Genomic DNA, 23132 nt, shown 5'->3' with positions numbered 1-23132 from the left:
TAAACAAGCGTAAGAATTGATTGTCTATGGCAGCAAATATAGTAGTAAATGCGAGGTTCTTAACTCAGCAATTAACAGGGACACAGAGGTTTGCAATAGGATTGTGTTTTGAAATAAAAAAAAACTTTCCTGATGTTATTTTTGTGTGTCCTAATCGAATTATTCATCATGAAGTAGCTAAAGAACTGAACGTTGTTATTATTGGGTATTCCCAGAATGGATTATTTTGGGAGCAAGTAGAGTTACCTATATATTTGTCTAAACAGGGCTTTCCTTTGTTAATAAGTCTTGGTAATGAAGCGCCTGTCATATACTCGAAAAATATAGTAGCGGTTTTAGATCTAGCTTTTTTTCACAATCGCAATTGGTATTCGAAGACTTTTTCGTTTATTTTTAATACCATTGTTCCGTTGGTAGCGAGACGTGCTTTGCATATAATTACAATTAGTGAGTATTCAAAACAGGATATAGTTAAAACATTTGGTATATCTGCTGACAATATAGATTTAATCTATCCTACAGTTGCAGAGAAATTTTTGGCTGCTCCTCGCAAGGATTACCCCAACAAGTATGGTCGTTATATACTAGGGGTTTCTTCCATTGATCCTCGTAAGAACTTTATCGGACTGGTCAAAGCGTTTCGGGCCTCTGGGTTAACGGATACGAAACTGGTCATTGTTGGGCAACAACATAAAGTGTTTGCCGATTCGCAACTTAAGAGCCTTATCGAAGGCGATGAGTCCATTATTTTTACGGGTTATGTCGATGATGTTGAGTTAGTTAACCTGTACCATCATGCCATGCTGTTTGCTTACCCATCTTATTTTGAAGGCTTTGGTATCCCCCCTCTTGAAGCAATGGCATGTGGCTGTCCTACGCTGGTATCCAATACGACCAGCATGCCCGAGGTTTGTGGTGATGCCAGTCTGTACGTTGATCCTTATGACATCGATAGCATCAGAAAAGGGTTGATTCGCGCTATTTCTGACGTTGTTTTACGTGAGCAGATGGTGACGCGTGGCTATAGCCGGGTACAGTATTTTATAAATCAAGATGTGTCCAGGCAATTTGCTGATATAATTGAAAAGGCAGTAAAGAAAAGCTCATAACTCTTGTGGTAACTTGACAGACAACGTACTAATTAATGCTCGCTTCTTAACTCAACCTATTACAGGAGTTCAACGATTTGCCATTGAGTTGTCAAAAGCATTGAAAGCAATAGATATTTCTATCCGTTTTATTGCTCCTAGGAATGTAATACACCGGGAAGTCGCATCTTTATTAGAGGTTGAAACTATTGGTACCTATACGGGGCATTTATGGGAACAGATTGAGCTACCTTTATTGCTTAAGCAAAGAAGGAATCATTTATTAGTCAATTTGTGCAATACTGCGCCTGTCATTTTAAAGAACAACATAGTAGTGGTTCATGACATATCTTTTATGCACCACCCAGAATGGTATTCTAAGAAGTTTGCTACTACTTATCAATTATTTATTCCTTATATAATTAAGAAATCAAAGCAGGTTTTAACGGTTAGCAACTATTCACGACAGGATATAAGCTACACACTAGATATTCCCAAATCCTCGATCGAGGTTTTATATCAACAAGTTGCTCCCATTTTTTTTGATATCTCTAATGTTAGAAGGCCCAACAAGTATGGTCGTTATATACTAGGGGTTTCTTCCATTGATCCTCGTAAGAACTTTATCGGACTGGTCAAAGCGTTTCGGGCCTCTGGGTTAACGGATACGAAACTGGTCATTGTTGGGCAACAACATAAAGTGTTTGCCGATTCGCAACTTAAGAGCCTTATCGAAGGCGATGAGTCCATTATTTTTACGGGTTATGTCGATGATGTTGAGTTAGTTAACCTGTACCATCATGCCATGCTGTTTGCTTACCCATCTTATTTTGAAGGCTTTGGTATCCCCCCTCTTGAAGCAATGGCATGTGGCTGTCCTACGCTGGTATCCAATACGACCAGCATGCCCGAGGTTTGTGGTGATGCCAGTCTGTACGTTGATCCTTATGACATCGATAGCATCAGAAAAGGATTAGTTGAGATAGCTACGAATTTGCGTTTGCAGGTAGAACTAAGAGAAAAAGGTTATAAGCAAGTGTTGAAATATAGTTGGAGACAATCCGCTGAAAATTTAGTCCGTATAATCGATAGGTTGCCAAAAATATAATGAACATGCTTTTTACATTGCAACCCTAAATTTCTACCAACCAATAGGATAATGGAGTTGTTAGTTTAAGGCTCTCCCAAACACTGGAATGCTCAAATATTGAGGGGCGGACGTTCGTTTGTTCTTCTTTCGATGTCCATCCCGGCCTCATTTGGCGTTCGTCCGCCGAGCGAACTGTGCGGTCGAAAGGAATTATATTCTTGACCGCAATGGTGGACCGTTCAGAACACTATAATGAACGTTTCAATGGGACCTTTCGACGATAAGTGCTTAATCGTTGGCATTCAGCAATTATCGCAAGGGCGTCAAACGGTAGATACTTGGTTAATGCAATACAACACGGAGCGACCCCATCAGTCCTTGGAGTTTATAATACCGGTCGAGTATCGTCAGGTGGCTTGACAGTCTTAAAAGAGAGCAATTTATGATTAGCCTTGAGAAGATGAGGATATATATAAAATACAAAGGTGATGAGGATTATTGTGCTCATGCCACTCACAATAAACGGACGATTATGGAAGATGGCGACTTCTTTAAAATCGATAGCTTATTACAGGATATAGAATTAGCCGAAAAGGGGCTAATTACCGAACGCTATTTAAGAAGCCTGAGCGAAAAACTATCCGAACTTTGCGATAGTTCTGAAACGATCAGTGAATTGAAACGAATGGCAAAATTATAGCTGTTCAGCCGAACAATCAGTTTTCAAAGCAAGGAGTCATCACACTATATCAACTATGGAAAGTATAACAAATTTTAACCTCTATCCAAAACTGACTCACCAAATGGTGCAAGACCAGTCGGGACTTTCTCGGTAAATTCCATGCGATAACCGTCGAGCAATTATGTCATAAGCTAGGTCTTATCAATAAAAAAAATAGGCTAATGCCGCCCTGTTAGCATCTACCTATTTCATTTTCAGATCTAGTATTAACTATGAAACACATCAACAATTTATTAAAAGAATAGAAGTAAAAGAATAAGTAAATACCCTTATTTCTTTTATCAGAATCCTCCAGAGCTTACTTTTACCTGATAGCGGTAACTTTAGCCACTAAAGCGTATAAAATAATAGTATATGAAGTCAGAGACTGAACAATCTGTCGTAAATAGTAGAATTTTCGGTTTAGATTTATTGAGATGTATAGCCATAGTTCTTGTTCTGATAGCGCATACAATAAGACCATTGGGGGATAATGTTTTTATTAATGCGAGTGGTATCTACGGGGCAGTATGGGGTGTAGAAATATTTTTTGTCCTTAGCGGATTCCTGATAGGGACAATTTTAATCAAGATACATAACCAGCATCCTGTTACTAGTCTCGATAGTATTAAAATTTTCCTTATCCGACGTTGGTTCAGAACATTACCTAACTATTATTTAATGTTATGTGTTTATATGTTGTTGTATTATATAAGTCCAAAGTTAGAGTCTACTCCAGCTATAAACCCATTCCCTTTCCTATTCTTTTTGCAAAATGTAACTCCTACTTTCCCTCACTTAAGTTTCTTTGGTATTTCTTGGAGTTTATGTATAGAAGAGTGGTTTTATTTATTGTTCCCTATTGTAATGTTTTTAATACAATTTATTTCAGGCAATAAATACACATCTTTGTTTAGAACAATCATTTTCTTTATGTTAATCCCTCTTTTATTCAGATTATGGGTTGCAGAGCGTTTCGACTGGCCGTGGGATGAAGGATTTAGAAAAGTAATGCCTTTACGGCTCGATAGTATAGCGATTGGAGTTTTAGCAGCATTGTTCAAGTTCTATTCAGGCGAAATGTGGCACAAGAGGAAAAATATAATGGCAATTATGGCTTCTATACTGTTATTAACGATGTTAATACTATTGAAGTTTGATTTTATAGATAATTATGATGCTCAAAAAGACATTCCTACAGGCTCTGTGAGCTTATTTCTAAATACGGTATTTTTTTCTGTTAATAGTCTAGCTATTGCTATGTTTATACCTTTTTTTTATTCTATAAAAAGTAATTATAGTTTTTATGGAAAGGTTATTACCACTATAAGTTTGATATCATATTCCCTTTACTTATCTCATCCCTTGGTGATTACAATAGTAGGGCATTTTTTTAGGGATTATCCTATTGTTAATTTTATTTTAACTTGGTCAATTAGTATCGTTGGTGCTTATTTTCAATATCATCTTTTTGAAAAGAGGTTTACATCTTTTCGTGATAGTTTTGGTAAGAAAAAAGATGCAGTAGGTTTGTTGAATTGATAGGAAGGCACCCTCTCATTATAAGAAAAATAAAGATAGTAAAAGCTAAGATGTTTTTTACATGAGGATGTAATATCATTGGCTCTGTCTTTAACCTGGTTCACTAGTACACTTAATGAAAACATATTTAGAATCGTTTGGGTTGTAATTTACTCAAGATAGTAAATTATACCCCTTATGTCAGCCAAGTTATACCTACTTACTATAATTTCTTTGGTAAGTACACTTTCGGACGTTTTTAGCCAGACTACATATTATGTAGCAACTGCTGGTAACGATGCCAATGATGGACGATCAACCAGTACACCATTTAGGACTCTGGACAAAATTAATGCACTTACTTTACAGCCCGGTACTAAAGTATTGTTAAGGCGTGGCGATACGTTTCGTGGTATGCTTACGATTCAACAATCAGGTAGTGCATCAAATCCAATTAGTGTCGATGCCTATGGAACAGGTGATAAACCTATCATAGCTGGTAGTGTACCGATTACAGGGTGGACCAGCGTTGGTACAAATTTGTGGCAGGCAACCTGTAGTTCGTGTACTAACCCTATTACAGGGCTGTATCGAGGAACAGACGCATTGCCGTTGGGTAGGTATCCAAATTTAAGTGATTCTAATAAGGGGTATCTGACCATTCAATCACATACCAGTAAAAATCAGTTTGTTAGTCAGCAAACGCTTCCTGCCGACTTTACCGGAGGAGAAGTGGTTTATAGACCCACCCTCTGGATACTAAATCGAGCTTCTCTTACTCAGCAAAGCGGCAACACACTCAATATTGACAATGCTAGTTCAGTTTATGATTTGCAGGATGGTTGGGGATATTTTATTCAGAATCATCCATCCACACTTGATCAGAATGGTGAATGGTATTTTAATTCAAGTACAAAAACGATTCGACTCTTTAGCACAACTAATCCGAATTCGTCAACAATAACCGCTACGGTATATTCGAAATGCATGAATGTTATCAATTCATCGAATATAAGTGTTAGCAACTTGACATTGACCCAGTCTCTGAACTTTAGTTTTTATGTGGCAAATGTATCAAGTTTAACTATTACAGGGGTTGATATAAAAAATTCCGGAGAAAACGGAATGGAAATTGATGGTACGGGTTCCAATATAAATGTTCTGAATAATACGGTTGATCTGGCTAATAACAACGGAATAAACCTTCAGGCTTACTCGAATATAACAGTCCGAGGTAATATAATTAAGCGTATTGGTATCGTGCCTGGACGTGGGAAGAGTGGTGATGGTCAGTATCGTGGTTTTGATGCCAGTGGTACAACTAATCTGTTGGTTGAAAGTAATCGTTTAGACAGTATTGGGTATACGGGTATCTCTTTTTCTACGCAGACCTTTGGGCTTACTATTCAGAAGAATATCATTTCCAATTTCGGTATGACAAAAAGTGATGTCGGAGGTATATATACGTGGAATGGCGTTCAGCAGTCGATGGGCAATATAAAAATTTTGTCGAACATCATTTACAATTCCTTGCCTGCAACTGAGGGTGCGCCTACAGCTGCCAGCAACCCTTATTCAGGAAGCAACGGCATTTATTTAGACCAGTGTTCCCAAAATATTATTGTCAACGATAATACTGTATATAATTGTTACGGGATCGGGATCTTTCTGATTTCGGTTAGTAATATTACGCTTCGAGGAAACACCAGTTTTGATAATAGAGAGAGTCAACTAGTACTGACCAAAAGTGCAGGTCTCTGTAGTCCACGTAATAACATTCTTAAGAAGAATGTTCTTGTAGCTAAAAGCACAACAGCTACAGTGGCCAGGTATGAGTCTGATCAAAATGATTTGGGTCAATATGGAGATATAGATAGTAATTATTATGCCCGGCCCTTTGATGATGTATTGAAGATTGGCATTTCATTTCCCAATGTCAATGCGCCATATACCCTGAAAGACTGGCAAGGAGTTTCAGGTAAAGACCTACATTCGGTAGAGAGTCCAGTAACTTATAAAGGGTTTACTTTAAATACGCTGAATGAACCCAATCGGATCGGCAACAGCACATTTAACACAGATGCGACAGAATGGTATCAGCAGAGTCCTTATTATAACAATGGGAAAGTTGCTTGGGACAACACCAATAAGCTGGATGGAGGAAGTATGCAAGTGTATTTCGATCCACCGTCTGGCTTTTTTGGTTCATTTGTAATCGTTTTTCATAGCGCTTTTTCTATTGTTAATGGGCACAACTACGTCTTGCAATTTGATGCCGTTGCCTCGGCTAATGGCAAGGCTATTCAGGCCTATATCAGAAAGCGGTTTGGTCCTGATGAATTAGCAATTCGAGTGGGAGCTGCGGTTGGCACAGCTAGAATGCATTATGAAATAGCCTTTACAGCAACGAAGGATGAAGCAGATGCGATATTAATATTTCAAACTAGGGAAGACGGTGAGTCAGTATGGATAGATAATGTAAGTTTACAAGAAGCTAATATAACAAGAGATAATCCTGACACTATTCTGAAGTTACTATATAATCCAAATAATAGAGATACCACAATCGCATTAGCAGGGATTTATAAAGATGTTAGAGGGCAATTGTATGTTCGACAGGTTACGCTAAGTTCATTTACTTCCCTTGTTCTAATGCGGGACACAAGTCCTGATTTGTCTCCGACAATTAATTTGCCTCAAAGTAACTTTGCCTCCTCCCCCGACAATGCTAGAAACTTTCTGGTTAATATTTTTGAGACGAACAGCCAACCCACCTCTGCTGGCAACGCCACTATTACAATCTCAGCACCTACTGGGTATGTTATCTCATTTAACAACGCACTTACAAGTATTAATGTCAGTGGCGGATCGAATAATCCAGTTGCTGTTGATAATACGAAATGGACTGTAATAGGCAATGCATCGAATCAGCAACTTACTCTCAAAATGAATAATGGCCAGATTATTGCGGCAAATAGTTCGTCGACCATAGGGTTTACGGCAACAAGGATTTCGGCTAATGCTGGTAGCACCTCTAGTATCACTGTGAATATATCAAATGACCCCTCCAGGGTATACGATGGAAATACAATCAATAATGTTTATGCGAGGATAATAAGCGGTTTATAAGCAAAAACGCCACTGACCGGATCAATCCGGTCAGTGGCGTTTTTGCTTATTATATAGCGGTTTAGAAAAATCTAGTGATTATATAGAAGTAATATTATACTTTTATGACTGATTAGGCAGTTCTTTTTTTGTTTGTTTTTTTGGATTTTTTTTGCATTGGCGTGAATATTGCTCCTCTATTATAGAAAGCCAGCTTGATTTACATTAGTCCTATTAGGAGAGAATTTCATAATAAAACAATTGTTATGTATAGAAATCTACAATTTGCAGCTTTACTGTGCCTTGCTTACGCAAATGCCGTTGCTCAAACTAATTATGTGGCCACTACGCCAAGTTCTTCTACACCAGGTTCCGATAATACATTAGTTGGCGTTGGGGCTGGGAATGCAAATATGTCTGGAGCATCAAATTTGATAATTGGTCGTGGGGCGGGGGGCATGAATATGGCTGGTACCCAAAACGCTTTTGTTGGAGCACAAGCAGGGAACAAGAACTCATCGGGTCAGAATAACTCATTCTTTGGTTATAGTTCCGGTTTTAATACGACTACTGGCAACGGCAATACGTTTTTAGGCAGTTTTGCTGGTTTTAGCAATGGTGTAGGGTATAACAATACTTTTGGAGGTCAAAACGCTGGTTATACTAACTCGACCGGCAACTACAACACATTTTTTGGTAGCAATACTGGCTATGCAAATAATGAGGGTTCTAATAACACTTTTATTGGTTCGGATGCAGGAGGGGCTAATACATCAGGTTCTTTAAATGTTTTTTTAGGCTCTTTAACAGGGGCAGCAAATACAACAGGAGCAGGGAATACATTTATTGGAGCTCAAAGTGGAGCCAGTAACGTATCTGGTTTCCAAAACACTTTTGTTGGATTTCAGTCTGGGCAAAAGAACACAACAGGTCAAGGAAATACGTTTCTCGGAGCGTATGTAGGCCAAAATAACACATCAGGGGGCTTCAATATGTTTATGGGTAATGGAGCAGGAGCAGCTAATACTGGTGGTAGCTTTAATACATTTTTGGGGAATGGTACGGGTTATTCTAATGTGTCTGGAGAATATAATACATTTATTGGCTATAACAGCGGATATAAAAACACTATAGGGACTAATAATGTGTTTGTAGGCCGTGGTGCAGGCTCTGAGAATACTCAGGGTACTTTCAATACATTTATAGGAGGATCCGCCGGTTACAATAACCTGACTGGAAGTTTCAATGTTGCTATTGGAGATGGTTCTTCTTACAGCGCTAAAGATGGGGGCTACAATGTATCGATAGGGAAGAATTCTGGTTACAATAACACAACTGGTTCAAATAACTTGTTTTTGGGATATGGCGCAGGTTTACAAATTACAACCGGTAGCAATAACACATTTTTAGGATATGGGGCTGGTCTTTCTGGCCCTAATAATTTAAATAATGCAGTAGCAATCGGGAGTTTGGCCCAAGTTGCTGTATCAAATGCAATTGTTCTAGGGGGTACAGGGCCTAATTCGGTGAGTGTAGGTATCGGAACAGCAAGCCCTCAAAATAGGCTTGAAATCACCCATGGCACAGCCGGTAATTCTGGCCTGCGCCTGACAAGCCTGACAAGCGCAACCACGCCTACCCTGAGCACCAATCAATTCCTAACCGTTAATGCAGACGGAGATGTGGTCTTAGCGCTGGTAGGGGGGAGCAAAGGTGCCTTCCGGCAAGCTGCTTCTGATTCTAGTGTTGCTTCGAACTGGAATCTACAGCCAAATGGAAATATCCAAAATACGAATTCCGGAGGAGTCGTTATTGGGGCTGGTATTCAGCGAACGCCAGCTGGCTATCGATTATTCGTTGAAGATGGTATCCTGACGGAAAAAGTCAAAGTGGCAATTAAATCTACAGACGATTGGTCTGACAAAGTATTTGGCACAGGATATAAGCTTCGTAGCTTGGCAGCTGTTGAACGCTATATCAATGCAAATCAACATTTGCCTGGAGTTCCATCGGCGCAGGAAGTTGTTGAGAACGGCGTTGATGTAGGGAAAATGGACGCTAAGTTGCTCGAAAAAGTGGAAGAGCTTACACTCTACATGATTCAGTTGAAGAAGGAGAACGAAAGCCTCAAGCGCAAAGCCAGCCAAATTGAGAAGCAATTGAATAAGCTACAACGTCAAAACCATCGCTGATATGCGCCCACTTTTATTGTTGATTTTGGGACTATGTTCCGTTCAGGCCATAGCCCAGCAGATAGAAACAGAACGGCAGATTAGAGTGGTTTATCCTGCTTACTCCGTGAGGGATGAAAAAGCTCTGGTCAGTATAGAAACGGCTAGTAAATTGATTTCTGGTGCTGTTGTATCTTATCGGGCAGGACGTTCAATAACGTTGAGCCCTGGTTTTAGTACTGAAAAAGGGGCTATACTCAGTGCCACTATTCAGCCTATCGCTACAGAAAGTAATGCGGGCTTACGACTAGCTATTGCTCCCAATCCGGTTGGACTAAATGCGGTTATTGACTATACAATTCCTACTTCAGGTGAAGTAGTGTTGGCTATAATAGATGCAAAGGGTAATACTATAAGTGAACTGGTCAAAGAGGTGAAGGAATCGGGGACCCATCGCCATAACTGGGATAGCTCCCTTTTATCTACTGGTGCTTACATATGTATATTACGGATAGGAAATCAATCCCTGTCTGCCCGTGTAATTAAGCAGTAGACTATAGAGTGATAAAGTAATAAGGGACGTAAGGCGAACTCCGGTAGCCTTACGTCCCTTATTACTTTATAGGTAGGATGAGTAAGGTAATTTAGTTATTTTTGTGGGATTGACTACTAATTAAGCGTACTAATACATGCGTATTGCAATAGTTCATGATAGCCTGATGTGCAGGGGGGGAGCCGAACAGGTAACGCTTAGTTTTCATAGAGCTTTTCCAAAGGCACCCATTTATACGCTTTGCTATCAACCAGAGCTGACATTCCCAGAATTTAAACAGTGTGATATTCATACTAGTCAATTACAGCGCTTTGCAAAAACAGACGCTATTATGAAGCGATTATATTTCCCTTTTGGTATAATCGCTATGCATCAATTAGATGTAACACAATATGATATAGTGTTGATATCTTCTACACATTGTGGTAAATATATTAAGGTTTCAAAAAAAGCGATTGTGATTAATTATTCTCATGCTGCGTTTAGACTAGTATGGGAACCTGAATCATATGCACAGTATGTAAATAGCCGTTCGATCAAAAGAAAAGTATTTGATTTAGTCATTGCTAAATTAAGATCGATAGACTTCAAAGCTGCACAGCGGACTGACTATTTTATTTGTAATACTGAACGCATGGCTAATCAGGTTAGAGGCTATTATAAGGTAAAGAAGTCAATTGAAGTTATTTATCCGCCTGTAAATACAGCCAATTTTTATGTAGATAATGGCCCGAAAAGATACTTCTTGGTCGTATCCAGATTAGAATATTATAAGCGAATTGATTTAGTGGTTGAAGCTTTTAACCAATTAGGCTATTCATTAGTAATTATTGGTAAGGGTGTTCAGGCGGATGAAATAAAAGCCAAGGCTAACAATAATATTATCTTTAAGAGTGGTCTCTCAAAAGAAGAACTGGCTGAAATTTATGCTGGGTGCCGAGCTTTTATTTTTCCTCAGTATGAAGATTATGGAATCACGCCATTAGAAGCGAATGCTGCTGGTAGGCCAGTCATCGCATATGGGCAAGGGGGAGTATTGACAACCCAGATTCCAGTCAGTGATAACCCGGCCGAGGCTACAGCTCTATTTTTTGAGCAGCAAACCGTTGAGGATTTGGTCAATGCGGTAATTAAGTTTGAACAGATAGAACACCGCTTTGATCCCAACTTTATTCGCAACCATGCAGAGGCCTTTGATGAGGATGTGTTCATTAATAAGATCCGCCAATTTGTTAAGGAAAAATACCAACAGGATAGAAAGCAGCAGACTGAAATCATCAGATAAGACCACAACTATTATTGATGAAGACGAGGTATACTCTTTTATAGCTGGCGATCCATGTAGATGATGTACACAATTGGAAAAATAGGAGTATTTATTTCTAGTTTTTGTTGGTTTTCTCAACTAGTAGCTCAGCCTATTCGACAGCCGAATCGGTATACGGCAGAAATCGGGACTTATCTCTCCTCATCTACTGAAACTCCTTTCTGGTTAAGGGCAAACCAATACGGTATAGTACCTAACCAGTCGCCTTCGCTTACATTTCGAGTAGGCGCCTATGCTGGCTATGATTCTACCCGGCATAGTACGGGGCGGTGGCGCACTTCTATGTTCGATTATAGCTATGGTATTAATACGGTAGTCAATGTTAATAAAAATCAATTGCCGTATGAACATAACGTTTTATTGCCCGAAGCTTTTATAAAAGTACGTCGCGGCATTTTTGAAATGTATATTGGGCGTCAGCGTGAGAAGTTTGGCCTAGCCGACTCTAGCCTGTCTACCGGTTCATATGCTTGGTCGGGTAATGCGATGCCTATTCCCAAAATTCAGATTGCGATACCGAATTTTACACCAATTGGCTTTACAAAAGGGTGGGTGGCTGTTCAGGGAACCTTTGCTCATGGCTATCTGGATGCTAAAGGGTACATCTTAAACCCAATGCTTCACCAAAAATCACTTTATTTTCGGTTTGGAAGGCCGCAGGATGTAGTAAGGGTTTATGGTGGGGGAAATCACCAGGTAGTTTGGGGGGGGCGCTTGGCTGATCCTAACTCAAACCCTACTACTATTCCTAATGGCGGCCAACTTCCATCAGGGTTACTAAATTACTTTTATGTTGTATCTACGCTTGGGCCACCTCAAACGGATACAAGTAAGTATAACTATTTTGATCTCACCAATCGTATAGGTAATCATTTAGGGTCTATTGATGTAGCGGTAGAAATTGATCTTATACGTCACACGCTCTATATCTATCGTCAGAATATATATGATGATGGGTCTCTGTTTTACCTCACTAACATCGCGGATGGCCTAAATGGTATTAGGCTCAGACGTAATAATCCCAAAGCCATAGTACGGGATATTCTCTTTGAATTTTTGAATACGACAAACCAGGGTGGCGATGAGTTTGTATTTGATGATGCGAAACGACGAGGTAAAGACGACTATTTTAATCATCAACAATTTCGAGATGGGTGGGCTTATCGTCAACATACAATAGGCACTCCGTTTATCCCGCCTGCATTGGGCCCAAATGACCAGTATCCGTATGGAACATTTACCAATAACAATCGTGTATATGTCTTTCATGCTGGCTTCGCTGGAACTTTACCAATACTTAGGAATCAATGGCTGAATCCTATTTCTTATCATATGAAGCTGTCGTTTAGCCGTAATCTGGGTACCTACAATCTTCCATTCGCGAAAGCTAAAGATCAATTCTCGGCATTAGCCAGTATTGTAGCTCCATTTAATGTACTTGGTGGAATTCAATTAACCGCAAACTTGGCAATTGATAATGGAAGCTTGTACCAAAATTGTGTAGGAACGTTCATTAGTTTACGGAAGGTATGGATACAAGATAAGTAATTGATTATGAGTCAATGTATTCTTTAAGTTTCAAGTTAGAGTCCAGTTAAGTCCGACTTTATGGCTAACTTACAGACTAGTTTCTGAGCCATAGAATAATATTCATACTAATTCGCCCATGTACTGTGTTATTTTAGCACATTATGTGCTAGTCCAGTACTACAGAGACTCTAAACGAGAACAAATGTTGTCGGAATGAAGCATCGATATTCCATATTATTTTTCCCGCTGCACGTAATCATTGACTTCCTAAGTCTTAATGTAGGATTCTTAGGCGCTTATTGGATCAAATTTCAGGAAATTGAATCGGTAACAAAATATCCCTATGGATCTCTATGGGCTATCTTTAATATTATATGGTTAATAGAAATAGTATTAGTAAAACCGTATGTTTACCCTCGACAGTTATTTAAATCAGATCATTTAGTCAAGCAATTAGTAGTACTAGTTTTTGTGCATATAGGCGTTATTGCTATTTACTGGATTGCAGTAAAAGGATATTACTACTCACGTGGACATTTAATCGTAGCTTATGCCATTTTCTTATTGCTTGGCTCGCTGGTTCGAATAGGGGGCGTCCTATTTTTACAGGAATATAGAGCAAGAGGGTATAATCATAGACGCTATATTATTGTAGGATACGGTAAACTGGCTAAAACTATTCAGGGATTTTATGAAGCCCACCCTGAAATGGGCTTTCATTTCTATGGCTATTTTGATGATCAATCCCCTGAAAATGGCGAATTGCTGCAGGGAAACTATCAAGGCTTATCTGCTTATATAGAAGCAAACAAGATTGATTGCGTATACTGTTGTATGCCTTATATGGACAATAGCCATATTCGAACGATTGTGGATAATGCAGCAGAGGCAGATTATCAGGTTAAATTACTAGTTGACTTTAGGGGCTTTCTGATGCGTGGTACTTCGGTTGAATATCATGATTTTTTGCCTGTCCTTAATTTGTCATCACAGGTTATTGCCGATTTTCGAATTAGCTTTTTCAAGCGAGCTTTCGATATTTTATTCTCCTCGAGTATGCTAATTCTTGGCTCCCCCATCTTTTTAATACTAGCAGCCATTACCAAATTAACATCGAATGGGCCTGTAATTTTTGCCCAGAAGCGATATGGGCGATTGGGTCAGGTATTCACTATTTATAAGTTTCGCAGCATGTATATTAGCTCTGAGATATCAATTGATGGGCTACAGCATTCGCAGGGCGAGACGGATCCGCGTATTACACCATGGGGAGGGTTTATGCGTCGCACCCGCTTGGATGAGCTTCCTCAGTTTGTTAATGTTCTGTTAGGTCAGATGTCGATCGTTGGACCGCGACCATTGGCTCAATATGATGTTGATGCACTGATGGAAGAAGTGCCCACTGATTTTCAAAAGATTCTGACTGTTAAGCCTGGCATCACGTCGATCGGTCAGGTGAAGTTTGGGTATGCAGTTAGTATTGAAGAAATGGTTCAACGATTACGCTATGATCTTCTCTATCCTGAACGTCGATCCTTTTTATTTGATATATGGATCATTGCCCAAACGGTTAGGGTAATGATACAGGGGCGTGGCAAGTAATATATGCTAAAAAGCTCCTGGAAGTGATTCACGATCATTGTGTCTATGATATTTAGAGTAGCATGGTTCAACAGCCTATTAGTATGCATATTAAAATGTACTCTGGTTCATGGGCAGCATATAAATCAATACCAACTTGAACTAGGCACTTTTCCCGCATCTAATCAAACACCTTTTTGGCTGCGAGCAAATCAATATGGTACTATCCCGCTGAGTAGTCCTGTTGGTAGAGCAGTTTTAGGAATTCAGTCTGACTATCAAGTAGTAGATAGTACAGGGCATAGACCATTAGTAGATTGGGGCTATGGTATAAATGTAGTTGCCAATATAGGTCAGACCAATCAGGTGATGCTTCCTGAAGCCTATATAAAAGGCCGTTTGGGAGCCTTCGAACTTTATGCTGGACGGCGTAAAGAGGTGATTGGGTTAATGGATACGTTATTAACCACCGGTTCATATATCTGGTCGGGTAATGCATTGCCAATTCCTAAAATCCAGCTAGCTATACCCAAGTTTACTGCTCTCCCCTTTACCAAGGGTATATTATCTCTGATGGGAGCATTCTCGCATGGATGGTTTGAAAACGCTGATCGTCTGGTAAAAGGAGGATATTTACATCAGTCGTCTTTATATGGGCGATTCGGAAAGCCAACCTGGCGGATTCGACTGTATGGAGGGTTTAATCATCAAGTAATGTGGGGGGGATATTCTGATTACTTAGGGCCTAGTGTTACCGCTAATGGGCGCTTGCCATCGGCAATTAAATATTTTCCGGCTGTCGTATTTGGTACGCGAAACCCTTTTCCAGACGACCCGAGTATTCAGACCATTACAAATTTTGAAGAGAATCGGATTGGGAACCATTTAGGCTCAGTTGATCTAGCCGCTGATGTAAATCTTGGCCATTGGAATCTATTTCTGTATCGACAGTTTTTTTATGATGATGGGTCCCTTTTTTATGGTACTAATCTGGAAGATGGCCTGAATGGGATACGATTAAAGAATCGAAATCTTCTAGGGAGCACTCCCTTTTTTCTACGGCAGATTACATTCGAGTATTTGTTTACGGGTAGCCAGGGTGGAGAGTCGTTTATACTTGACGATCCACAACGAAGAGGACGGGATGACTACTTTAACAATAGCCAATATTTAGATGGCTGGACGTATTTTGGCCATACAATTGGGACCCCTTTTTTAACGCCACAGCAGGAAGTAAATTCGTCGTTACCCCCTCGATACGGTATTGCGAATAATCGAGTAAGTGTGTTTCATTTAGCTTTAAGTGCTTTACTTGGAGGCAAAGTGGATGTAACAACTCGTTTATCATTTAGCCGTAATGCAGGTTCTTATGCAAATCCATACGTATCAATTCCAGGTCAGTTCTCAGGATTATTAACGGCGTCAATACCGGTTAATCTGTTTGGTGGAACTGTATTAAATGGCGCGTTGGCACTTGATTCGGGTGAGTTATTGCCTAATAGTGTTGGAGGGTATATTAGCTTAAGGAAGACAGGTATGTTTGGGCGTCAACAGAAGCCTCGGTCTGTACTATCTCCCAGGTGGCCATTTAAGTAGATGGAAGGAAGTCCAATAGCGAACTTTCATCCGTTTTTAACTAAATGGAGACTGCTGAATCTGGTATAAATATTATTTTTGTTTAATGTCTGCTAATAAAGGTAAGTTGAAATAAAGTGCGTGAGGATGGTGAGGACGAATAGTATCTGGAGTTTTTGCACTAGTTTAATTCTCATAGCGATTAGTGTGGCGTGTACGCAGGATTCCCAAAAGAATCTGAATCGATCGGCACGCGAAATGCGTAACTGCGCTGATGGACAGTTGCTCACCACAGATCAGGAAGATGTTATCCGGCAACAAATCGATGCGGACCGGAAAACGCAGCAAATTGATGAGATAATCCGTCAGAAAGTCCGAAGCGGATTGAATGGGAATGTACTGATTGCCCAAAAAGGAATCGTACTTTACAAGCATTCGTTTGGCTTGGGCCATTTTGAAAAAAGCCAGCGTGATACACTGGTTGAAGATTCTAAATTTCAATTAGCCTCCCTATCGAAAACATTCACGGCTGTGGGTACGCTGAAACTTATTCAGGCCGGTAAGCTGAAGTTTGAAGATACTATTCAAAAATACTACCCGGATTTCCCATATCATGGGATTACGATTCGGGACCTATTGTGCCATCGGAGCGGCTTACCCAATTATCAGTATGCCTTCGACGATAGTATGAAGGTCAATTTCTATAAAAAAGAAAAGCCCTATCCAACTAATGCTACAATTATGCATTGGTTTGCAACCGTACAACCCACGCCCAGAGCTTATAATATACCAGGCCGTGGTTTTAGCTACAGCAATACAAATTATATGGTGCTGGCCTCTATTATTGAGAAGGCGACCGGGCAAAGCTATGAGTCGTTTATAAACAAAAATATTTTTGAGCCGCTTGGTATGCATCAGACCTTTGTGGCAACCACCAAGAACGATTCAATTAATCATCATCGAACGGCGGGTTATCAATGGAACCGTCGAATTCCTAAAGATTATTACGACGATGTTGTTGGTGATAAAGGAATTTATTCAACAACGGGGGATCTATTTCGGTGGTATCGTGCCTTGAATGGCGATTGCCTGTTACCCAGAAAAATGTTGGCGGAAGCATTTATTCCGCGCAGTTTTGAACGAAAGGGTGCCAAGAATTATGGGTACGGATTTCGGATGATGCTCAACGATATGAATCAGCCAGAATATATTTATCATTCAGGCTGGTGGAAAGGCTATAATACGATGTTCTGGTTCAGCCCCAAAGATGAGTATGTCATCATCATTCTTGGTAACCGCTATAATACAACTGTATATCGGGTAAAGGAGCTTATTGATATACTGCACGGCGGGTCTAATACAAATTCATCAGATACTGATAACGAGGTGGAGATATGAGTAGAGCCGACCTTACGGTCGGCTTTTTATTTTACAGGCTTCTTCGATCCATTTCTACATCTATGCGCGCTTTATTTGTTACTATGCTATTTATTTCTGGTTTAACGACGGTTGCCCCGGCACAGGATGTTATAAAGCTATGGCCCGACGATGCGATTCCAAATGCTATTGCCGGAGCAAAAATTACTGAAGCGTCTGCAACGGATGCTAATGGTATTTTGCGAATCAGCAATGTATCGGTTCCTACATTAACGGCTTATATGCCTGCTAAAGAGAAAATGACCGGGGCAGCTGTGATGATTTGTCCAGGAGGAGGCTATTCAATTCTGGCGGCTAGTCATGAAGGATCTGACATTGCTCACTGGTTTAATGACATGGGTATAGCTGCTTTTGTCCTGAAATACCGGCTGCCCAATCCTGAAATTATGACTAACCAGCAGGAAGTCCCCTTGATGGATGCTATGCAGGGGATGACAGTAATTCGGAAAAATGCCAGCAAATATGGTATCGACCCAACCAAGATAGGAGTTATGGGCTTTTCGGCAGGTGGGCATTTGGCGTCAACACTTTCGACGCATTACCATCGAGGCCCTAGAGCCAGTGAGATGGCCAAACCAAATTTTGCTATCCTGATGTATCCGGTAGTCACATTCGGGGAGAAAGCCCATACGGGTTCACGAGATAAACTATTGGGTAAACTGAATACCTCCCCCGATATGATTGCGTATTACTCCAACGAGCTACAGGTAAGTAATCAAACACCGCCAACGTTTCTGGTCCATTCCGAAGACGATAAAACGGTTCCGGTAGAAAACAGCATAAATTACTACCTGGCCTGTCTGAAAAGTGGAGTTCCGGCCGAAATGCACCTCTACCCAGCCGGGGGGCACGGCTACGGATTGCGAACAGCAAAATTTGGATCGCTCAACAAATGGCCTGAAGCCTGCAAAGCCTGGCTAACAAGTATAGGGGCAGCCAAATAAGGAATTCGAACGAATTGATTTGACGTTTGGTGTTTGACGTGCGATGAGGCCTTTGTGGACTGGTCGTTTCAACTACCAAACGTCTTACCCTATTACTAGTCATTCAGGATTAGGGGTACATTCCCTCGGCTACCCATAATTACGATTTTTGCGTTCGGTGAGGCCGCAAGCTCTCGCTGGGCTTTGATCTGTTCATATTGCAACTGCTTGTCGGTCAGCCCCGTGGCCAGAATTTTCTGATAATCGGCAATGCCCTGCGCTTCAACTCGTTTTCGTTCGGCTTCCTGACGCTCCTTTTGCAGAACGAACTGCATCTTCTGGGCATCTTGCTCGGCATTGATCTTCGATTCGATGGTTTTCTTGACTGAAGTGGGTAAGTCGATGTTACGGATTAATAGTTGTTCCAATAGAAGCCCACGCTTTTTAAAATCGACTTCGATGGTTTTATAAATCCGTCCTTGAAATTCATCGCGACGAGTAGAGTACAGGGCAACAGCATCGTAATACACGGCATTATCCCGAATACGCGTACGAGTGATTGGTCGAACAATTTTATCCGTGTAATCTTCCCCAATCTGGCGGTAAATCTTTGGAGCATCATCAGGGACAACCCGATAAAGAACGGTCAGGTCAATAATTACCTCCAGACCATCGGCCGTAAGAACTCGAATGGCATCGTCACCTTGCTTCTGTCCTTCATCGTGCGAGGCCGACATCGTGTAGTTCTGCGTTTTTATATCAAATTCAGACACAGTGGCCAAAGGGTTCACGAAGTTAAGGCCAGCATTCAGGACACGGTCGCTTACGTTGCCAAACAGCGAAATAATGCCAACCTGCCCAGCATCGATTTGCCGAACGCTGGCAGTCAGCGCACCAAGTACGATTAAAATAAGCCCAACCACCTTGGCCGGTCTTGAATAGCGCGAAATAGTCAGCGCAGGGGTATTGATGGCAAATCCGGCAATGACGGCCAGAAAGCCGAGCATAATAAAAAACATGATGTATAGTAAATGAGCTGTTCGGACTCGAACAGACTGGTTAAATGATGGTTAAGAACAGATTCTCTTTAGCAGGTATATAAGCCGTTAAGGCAGAAATGACAGGTGCCGAACGGATCGGCGATGGGGCGGAGTCATGATAGGCTGTAGGTCTGTAGATGAGCCGAATATACCGGGTAATTGATTGATAAAGAAAAACTATCGGAGGAGTGGCCGGGCGGCAGGTCGATTGGTTATAGGACAGGATGACGGCACAAATGTGCAAAAAAAAGGCATCCGGTAAACTACCAGATGCCTTTCTTAACCACACTATTAACCCTTCAGTAGATTAGCGTGAAGTTTTCTTCTTAGGCGCTGTAGCCGCTGGCGTAGCTGCGGTCTCTGCCTCTTTCTGTGTCACAACCTCGCCCTTGAGATACAAAACGGTTTGACCGGCTTCAGCGTTGCTGGTTACCGTTACCGATTTATTGAACGGCCCCATAGCTGCTGCGTTGAATGTTGCCGATACCGTTCCCGTTTTGCCCGGCATAACTGGTTCACGGGTCCAGCTTGGCTTTGTGCAGCCACAAGATGCCTGTGCATCACTGATGACAACTGGATCGGTGCCTGTGTTTTTGAATTCAAATACGTAGGTTACTGGTTTGCCTTGCTCAACTTTGCCGAAATCATGCGTTTCTTTCGCAAATTTCAAAACGCCTTTCTGTGCATAGCTAACTGCAACAAACACAAATAAAGCTACGAAAAGTGAAAAAATCTTTTTCATTGGACTAAACGGAATTATGATTTGGTTGTTAAGATATTTACCCTCACAACCTCAATCATAGCAAACATTTTGCCAATCCTTGCAGGTTGTTGTTTGGTTAACAAAGAAACTCAAAAAATCGTTTTTTTGAAAGCTGTCTTGTTTTGACTTACTTTTACTTTTGTTAAGTAAATGGGCTATTGAAAGCCATCCACTTCATCGATAAATTGAAAGTTAGACGATTTTAATCCGTAGCTCTGTTGTGATAGCAAACGAACAACTCCGCTCAACTGATATTTTAAGTCGCGAAAAAATCCTATCGGACTACCGGCTTGCCTGCGAAAGCCGGCAGGCAAGTTTACTGGGTCGGCGCGATGTAATGGGAGGTCGGGCTAAATTTGGCATTTTCGGCGATGGTAAAGAACTGGCACAACTGGCAGCTGCCCACGCATTCGCAAGGGGCGACTTTCGGTCAGGATATTATCGCGACCAAACGTTTGTAGCGGCTCTGGGTGAACTTCGCTGGACGGAATTTTTTGCGCAGCTCTATGCGCATACGGACTTAGAAGCTGACCCGAATACCGCTGGCCGTTCGATGAATGGGCATTTTGCCACTCGCTGGCTCGATGAACAGGGACTTTGGCGTAACCAGACAGAGATGTACAACTCCGTTTGTGATATTGCTCCTACCGCTGGGCAAATTCCTCGTTCGCTTGGATTAGCATATGCCTCTAAATTATTCCGGAATAATCCTGCCCTGAGCGATCTGACGAAGTTTTCCCATAATGGGAACGAAATCGTATTTTCGACAATAGGCGATGCATCGACTTCGCAAGGCATGTTTTGGGAGACCATGAATGCCGCCGGTGTATTGCAGGTGCCTTTGCTCATGTCCGTTTGGGATGATGGCTATGGTATTTCGGTTCCCGTTGAGTATCAGACAACTAAGGCAAGCATTTCGAAAGCCATGGCTGGTTTGCAGCGGGATGCGCACGACAAAGGCATTGAAATCTTTACCGTAAAAGGCTGGGATTACGTCGGGCTGCTTGAAACCTATCAACAGGCTGCTCACATTTGCCGGACTGAACACGTGCCGGTATTGGTGCACGTTCAGGAACTGACCCAGCCACAGGGCCATTCAACTTCGGGTTCGCACGAACGGTATAAGTCGAAAGAACGCTTAGCCTGGGAAGCCGAATATGATTGCAATCGAACATTCCGGCAATGGATTCTGGAAAATGGTTATGCGACCAATGAGGAACTTGAGCAAATCGAGGACGAAGCTAAAAAAGTAACGAAAAAAGCCCGTACAGAGGCCTGGAATGCCTATCAGGCGTCTTTGAAAGATGATTTTGATGAAGCTGTCGATTTGATTCAGCAAGCTGCCCGACACAACCCGAAATCGGCTGAGTTGATGGCAATTCGTGAGGAGCTTCGGAAAGCCGACATGCCCATTCGACGGGATGCGGTTAGTGCTGTTCGGAAAGCATTACGCTTATTACGAACTGACTCTGGTGCAGGGCGGCAACGGTTGAAAGACTGGCTGGTGCGTACCAACGTTGAGAACGACGATCGGTTTCATTCACATCTATATAGTCAATCGCCCGATTCACCGATGCTGGTAGAAGGTGTAGAAGCTGAGTTCTCCGACGAAAGCCCAATACTGGATGGCTACCAGCTTCTCCAGCACTATTTCGAAAGCCTGTTTGACCGCGATCCCCGCGTAGTAGCTTTAGGCGAAGATGTGGGTAAAATTGGGGATGTCAATCAGGGGTTTGCAGGCCTTCAGGAGAAGTTCGGTGAGATTCGTATTACGGATACCGGCATTCGCGAGACGACGATTATCGGGCAGGGGATAGGTATGGCTATGCGTGGTCTGCGGCCTATTGTCGAGATTCAGTATTTCGATTATGTCTATTATACCCTGGCTACCCTCACCGACGATTTAGCCACGCTGCTGTACCGAACCAAAGGGGGGCAGAAATCACCAGTAATTATCCGTACCAGGGGTCATCGGCTGGAGGGTATCTGGCATTCGGGCTCACCGATGGGGGCCATGCTGGGTAGCCTGCGTGGGCTGCATGTGCTGGTCCCGCGAAATATGACCCAGGCGGCTGGCTTTTATAATACGCTTATAAAAGGGGACGATCCGGCGCTCATGATTGAGTCCCTGAATGGATATCGTCTGAAAGAAGTCCTGCCCGATAATTTGAGCGAATTTTGCGTTCCGCTGGGGGTTCCTGATATTATTCGTGCGGGTACCGACCTGACCATCGTAACCTACGGATCGATGTGCCGGATTGTTTGGGAAGCGGCTAATCAGTTGGCACAGATGGGTATCCAGACCGAAATAATCGATGTACAGACCCTGCTTCCTTTCGATGTGCATCACCTCATTCTGGAATCGATCAAGAAAACGAACCGGGTGATTTTTGCGGATGAAGACGTTCCCGGTGGGGCTTCGGCCTACATGATGCAGCAGGTTGTGGACGGACAGAATGCTTACCGATACCTGGACTCTCCACCCCGAACCTTATCGGCTAAAGCGCATCGCCCGCCCTATGGTTCCGATGGGGACTATTTCTCAAAACCAAATGTTGACGATGTAATCGAGATGGCTTACGAGCTAATGAGCGAGTGCGAGCCCGACCGATTTCCCAAACTATACTGATTGAATAGCTGAATGATTGAATGATTGAATAATTGAAGAGGGACGATCCATTCAGTCATTCAATCACTCAATCAT

General features: G+C 41.7%; 17 protein-coding genes. 15 read left to right on the top strand and 2 right to left on the bottom strand.

Annotated features, from left to right (window positions below):
* Positions 1-26: 26 nt before the first annotated feature.
* The 14 genes from B5M13_RS29325 (at position 27) to B5M13_RS29260 (ending at position 18646) form a co-directional block, all read left to right on the top strand.
* Entirely contained in the window at positions 27-1109 is a 1083-nt protein-coding gene (locus B5M13_RS29325) for a glycosyltransferase family 4 protein (protein WP_080059048.1), read from the top strand.
* Positions 1110-1122: 13 nt separating this feature from the next.
* Positions 1123-2196 (top strand): glycosyltransferase family 4 protein, encoded by a 1074-nt coding sequence (locus B5M13_RS29320; RefSeq protein WP_080059047.1) that lies wholly within the window; start codon positions 1123-1125, stop codon positions 2194-2196.
* 234 nt (positions 2197-2430) lie between these two features.
* On the top strand, positions 2431-2598 hold the full coding sequence (locus B5M13_RS34690; protein ID WP_080059046.1) for an integrase core domain-containing protein: 168 nt from the start codon (positions 2431-2433) through the stop codon (positions 2596-2598).
* Positions 2599-2620: 22 nt separating this feature from the next.
* Positions 2621-2878 (top strand): hypothetical protein, encoded by a 258-nt coding sequence (locus tag B5M13_RS29310; protein WP_080059045.1) that lies wholly within the window; start codon positions 2621-2623, stop codon positions 2876-2878.
* 396 nt (positions 2879-3274) lie between these two features.
* Entirely contained in the window at positions 3275-4441 is a 1167-nt protein-coding gene (locus B5M13_RS29305) for an acyltransferase family protein (protein ID WP_080059044.1), read from the top strand.
* A 177-nt stretch (positions 4442-4618) separates the two neighbouring features.
* On the top strand, positions 4619-7549 hold the full coding sequence (locus tag B5M13_RS29300) for a right-handed parallel beta-helix repeat-containing protein (protein WP_080059043.1): 2931 nt from the start codon (positions 4619-4621) through the stop codon (positions 7547-7549).
* A gap of 245 nt (positions 7550-7794) precedes the next feature.
* Complete coding sequence (locus B5M13_RS29295) at positions 7795-9720, top strand: bZIP transcription factor (RefSeq protein WP_245859544.1); 1926 nt, start codon at positions 7795-7797, stop codon at positions 9718-9720.
* 1 nt (position 9721) lies between these two features.
* Entirely contained in the window at positions 9722-10252 is a 531-nt protein-coding gene (locus tag B5M13_RS29290) for a T9SS type A sorting domain-containing protein (RefSeq protein WP_080059042.1), read from the top strand.
* Between the two features lie 136 nt (positions 10253-10388).
* The gene (locus B5M13_RS29285) at positions 10389-11537 is read left to right on the top strand and encodes a glycosyltransferase (RefSeq protein ID WP_245859542.1); all 1149 of its coding nucleotides are present in this window, start codon (positions 10389-10391) and stop codon (positions 11535-11537) included.
* 324 nt (positions 11538-11861) lie between these two features.
* On the top strand, positions 11862-13127 hold the full coding sequence (locus B5M13_RS29280; RefSeq protein WP_245859541.1) for a capsule assembly Wzi family protein: 1266 nt from the start codon (positions 11862-11864) through the stop codon (positions 13125-13127).
* A gap of 195 nt (positions 13128-13322) precedes the next feature.
* Entirely contained in the window at positions 13323-14711 is a 1389-nt protein-coding gene (locus B5M13_RS29275; protein ID WP_080059041.1) for a sugar transferase, read from the top strand.
* A gap of 45 nt (positions 14712-14756) precedes the next feature.
* Positions 14757-16286: a capsule assembly Wzi family protein gene (locus B5M13_RS29270; protein WP_080059040.1), complete on the top strand. Its 1530-nt coding sequence runs from the start codon at positions 14757-14759 to the stop codon at positions 16284-16286.
* Positions 16287-16523: 237 nt separating this feature from the next.
* Positions 16524-17663 carry a serine hydrolase domain-containing protein gene (locus B5M13_RS29265; protein ID WP_080059039.1) on the top strand — a complete coding sequence of 380 codons (1140 nt, stop codon included), beginning with the start codon at positions 16524-16526 and terminating at the stop codon, positions 17661-17663.
* A 62-nt stretch (positions 17664-17725) separates the two neighbouring features.
* On the top strand, positions 17726-18646 hold the full coding sequence (locus B5M13_RS29260) for an alpha/beta hydrolase (RefSeq protein WP_080059038.1): 921 nt from the start codon (positions 17726-17728) through the stop codon (positions 18644-18646).
* Between the two features lie 95 nt (positions 18647-18741).
* Here the strand turns inward: B5M13_RS29260 and B5M13_RS29255 are convergent, their stop codons facing one another.
* Together B5M13_RS29255 and B5M13_RS29250 are read right to left on the bottom strand one after the other, a co-directional pair.
* A complete protein-coding gene (locus B5M13_RS29255; protein ID WP_080059037.1) occupies positions 18742-19644 on the bottom strand; it encodes a prohibitin family protein in 903 nt (300 codons plus the stop codon).
* Between the two features lie 328 nt (positions 19645-19972).
* Positions 19973-20407 (bottom strand): DUF1573 domain-containing protein, encoded by a 435-nt coding sequence (locus tag B5M13_RS29250; protein ID WP_080059036.1) that lies wholly within the window; start codon positions 20405-20407, stop codon positions 19973-19975.
* Between the two features lie 241 nt (positions 20408-20648).
* On the opposite strand from B5M13_RS29250, the gene B5M13_RS29245 reads away from it, so the two are divergent.
* Positions 20649-23057 carry an alpha-ketoacid dehydrogenase subunit alpha/beta gene (locus B5M13_RS29245; RefSeq protein ID WP_080059035.1) on the top strand — a complete coding sequence of 803 codons (2409 nt, stop codon included), beginning with the start codon at positions 20649-20651 and terminating at the stop codon, positions 23055-23057.
* The last annotated feature ends 75 nt before the right edge of the window (positions 23058-23132 follow it).

This window comes from Spirosoma aerolatum, assembly GCF_002056795.1.
GTDB lineage: Bacteria > Bacteroidota > Bacteroidia > Cytophagales > Spirosomataceae > Spirosoma > Spirosoma aerolatum.
Note: the sequence above shows the minus strand (reverse complement) of the source record. Positions and strands in the feature narration are given on the sequence as shown.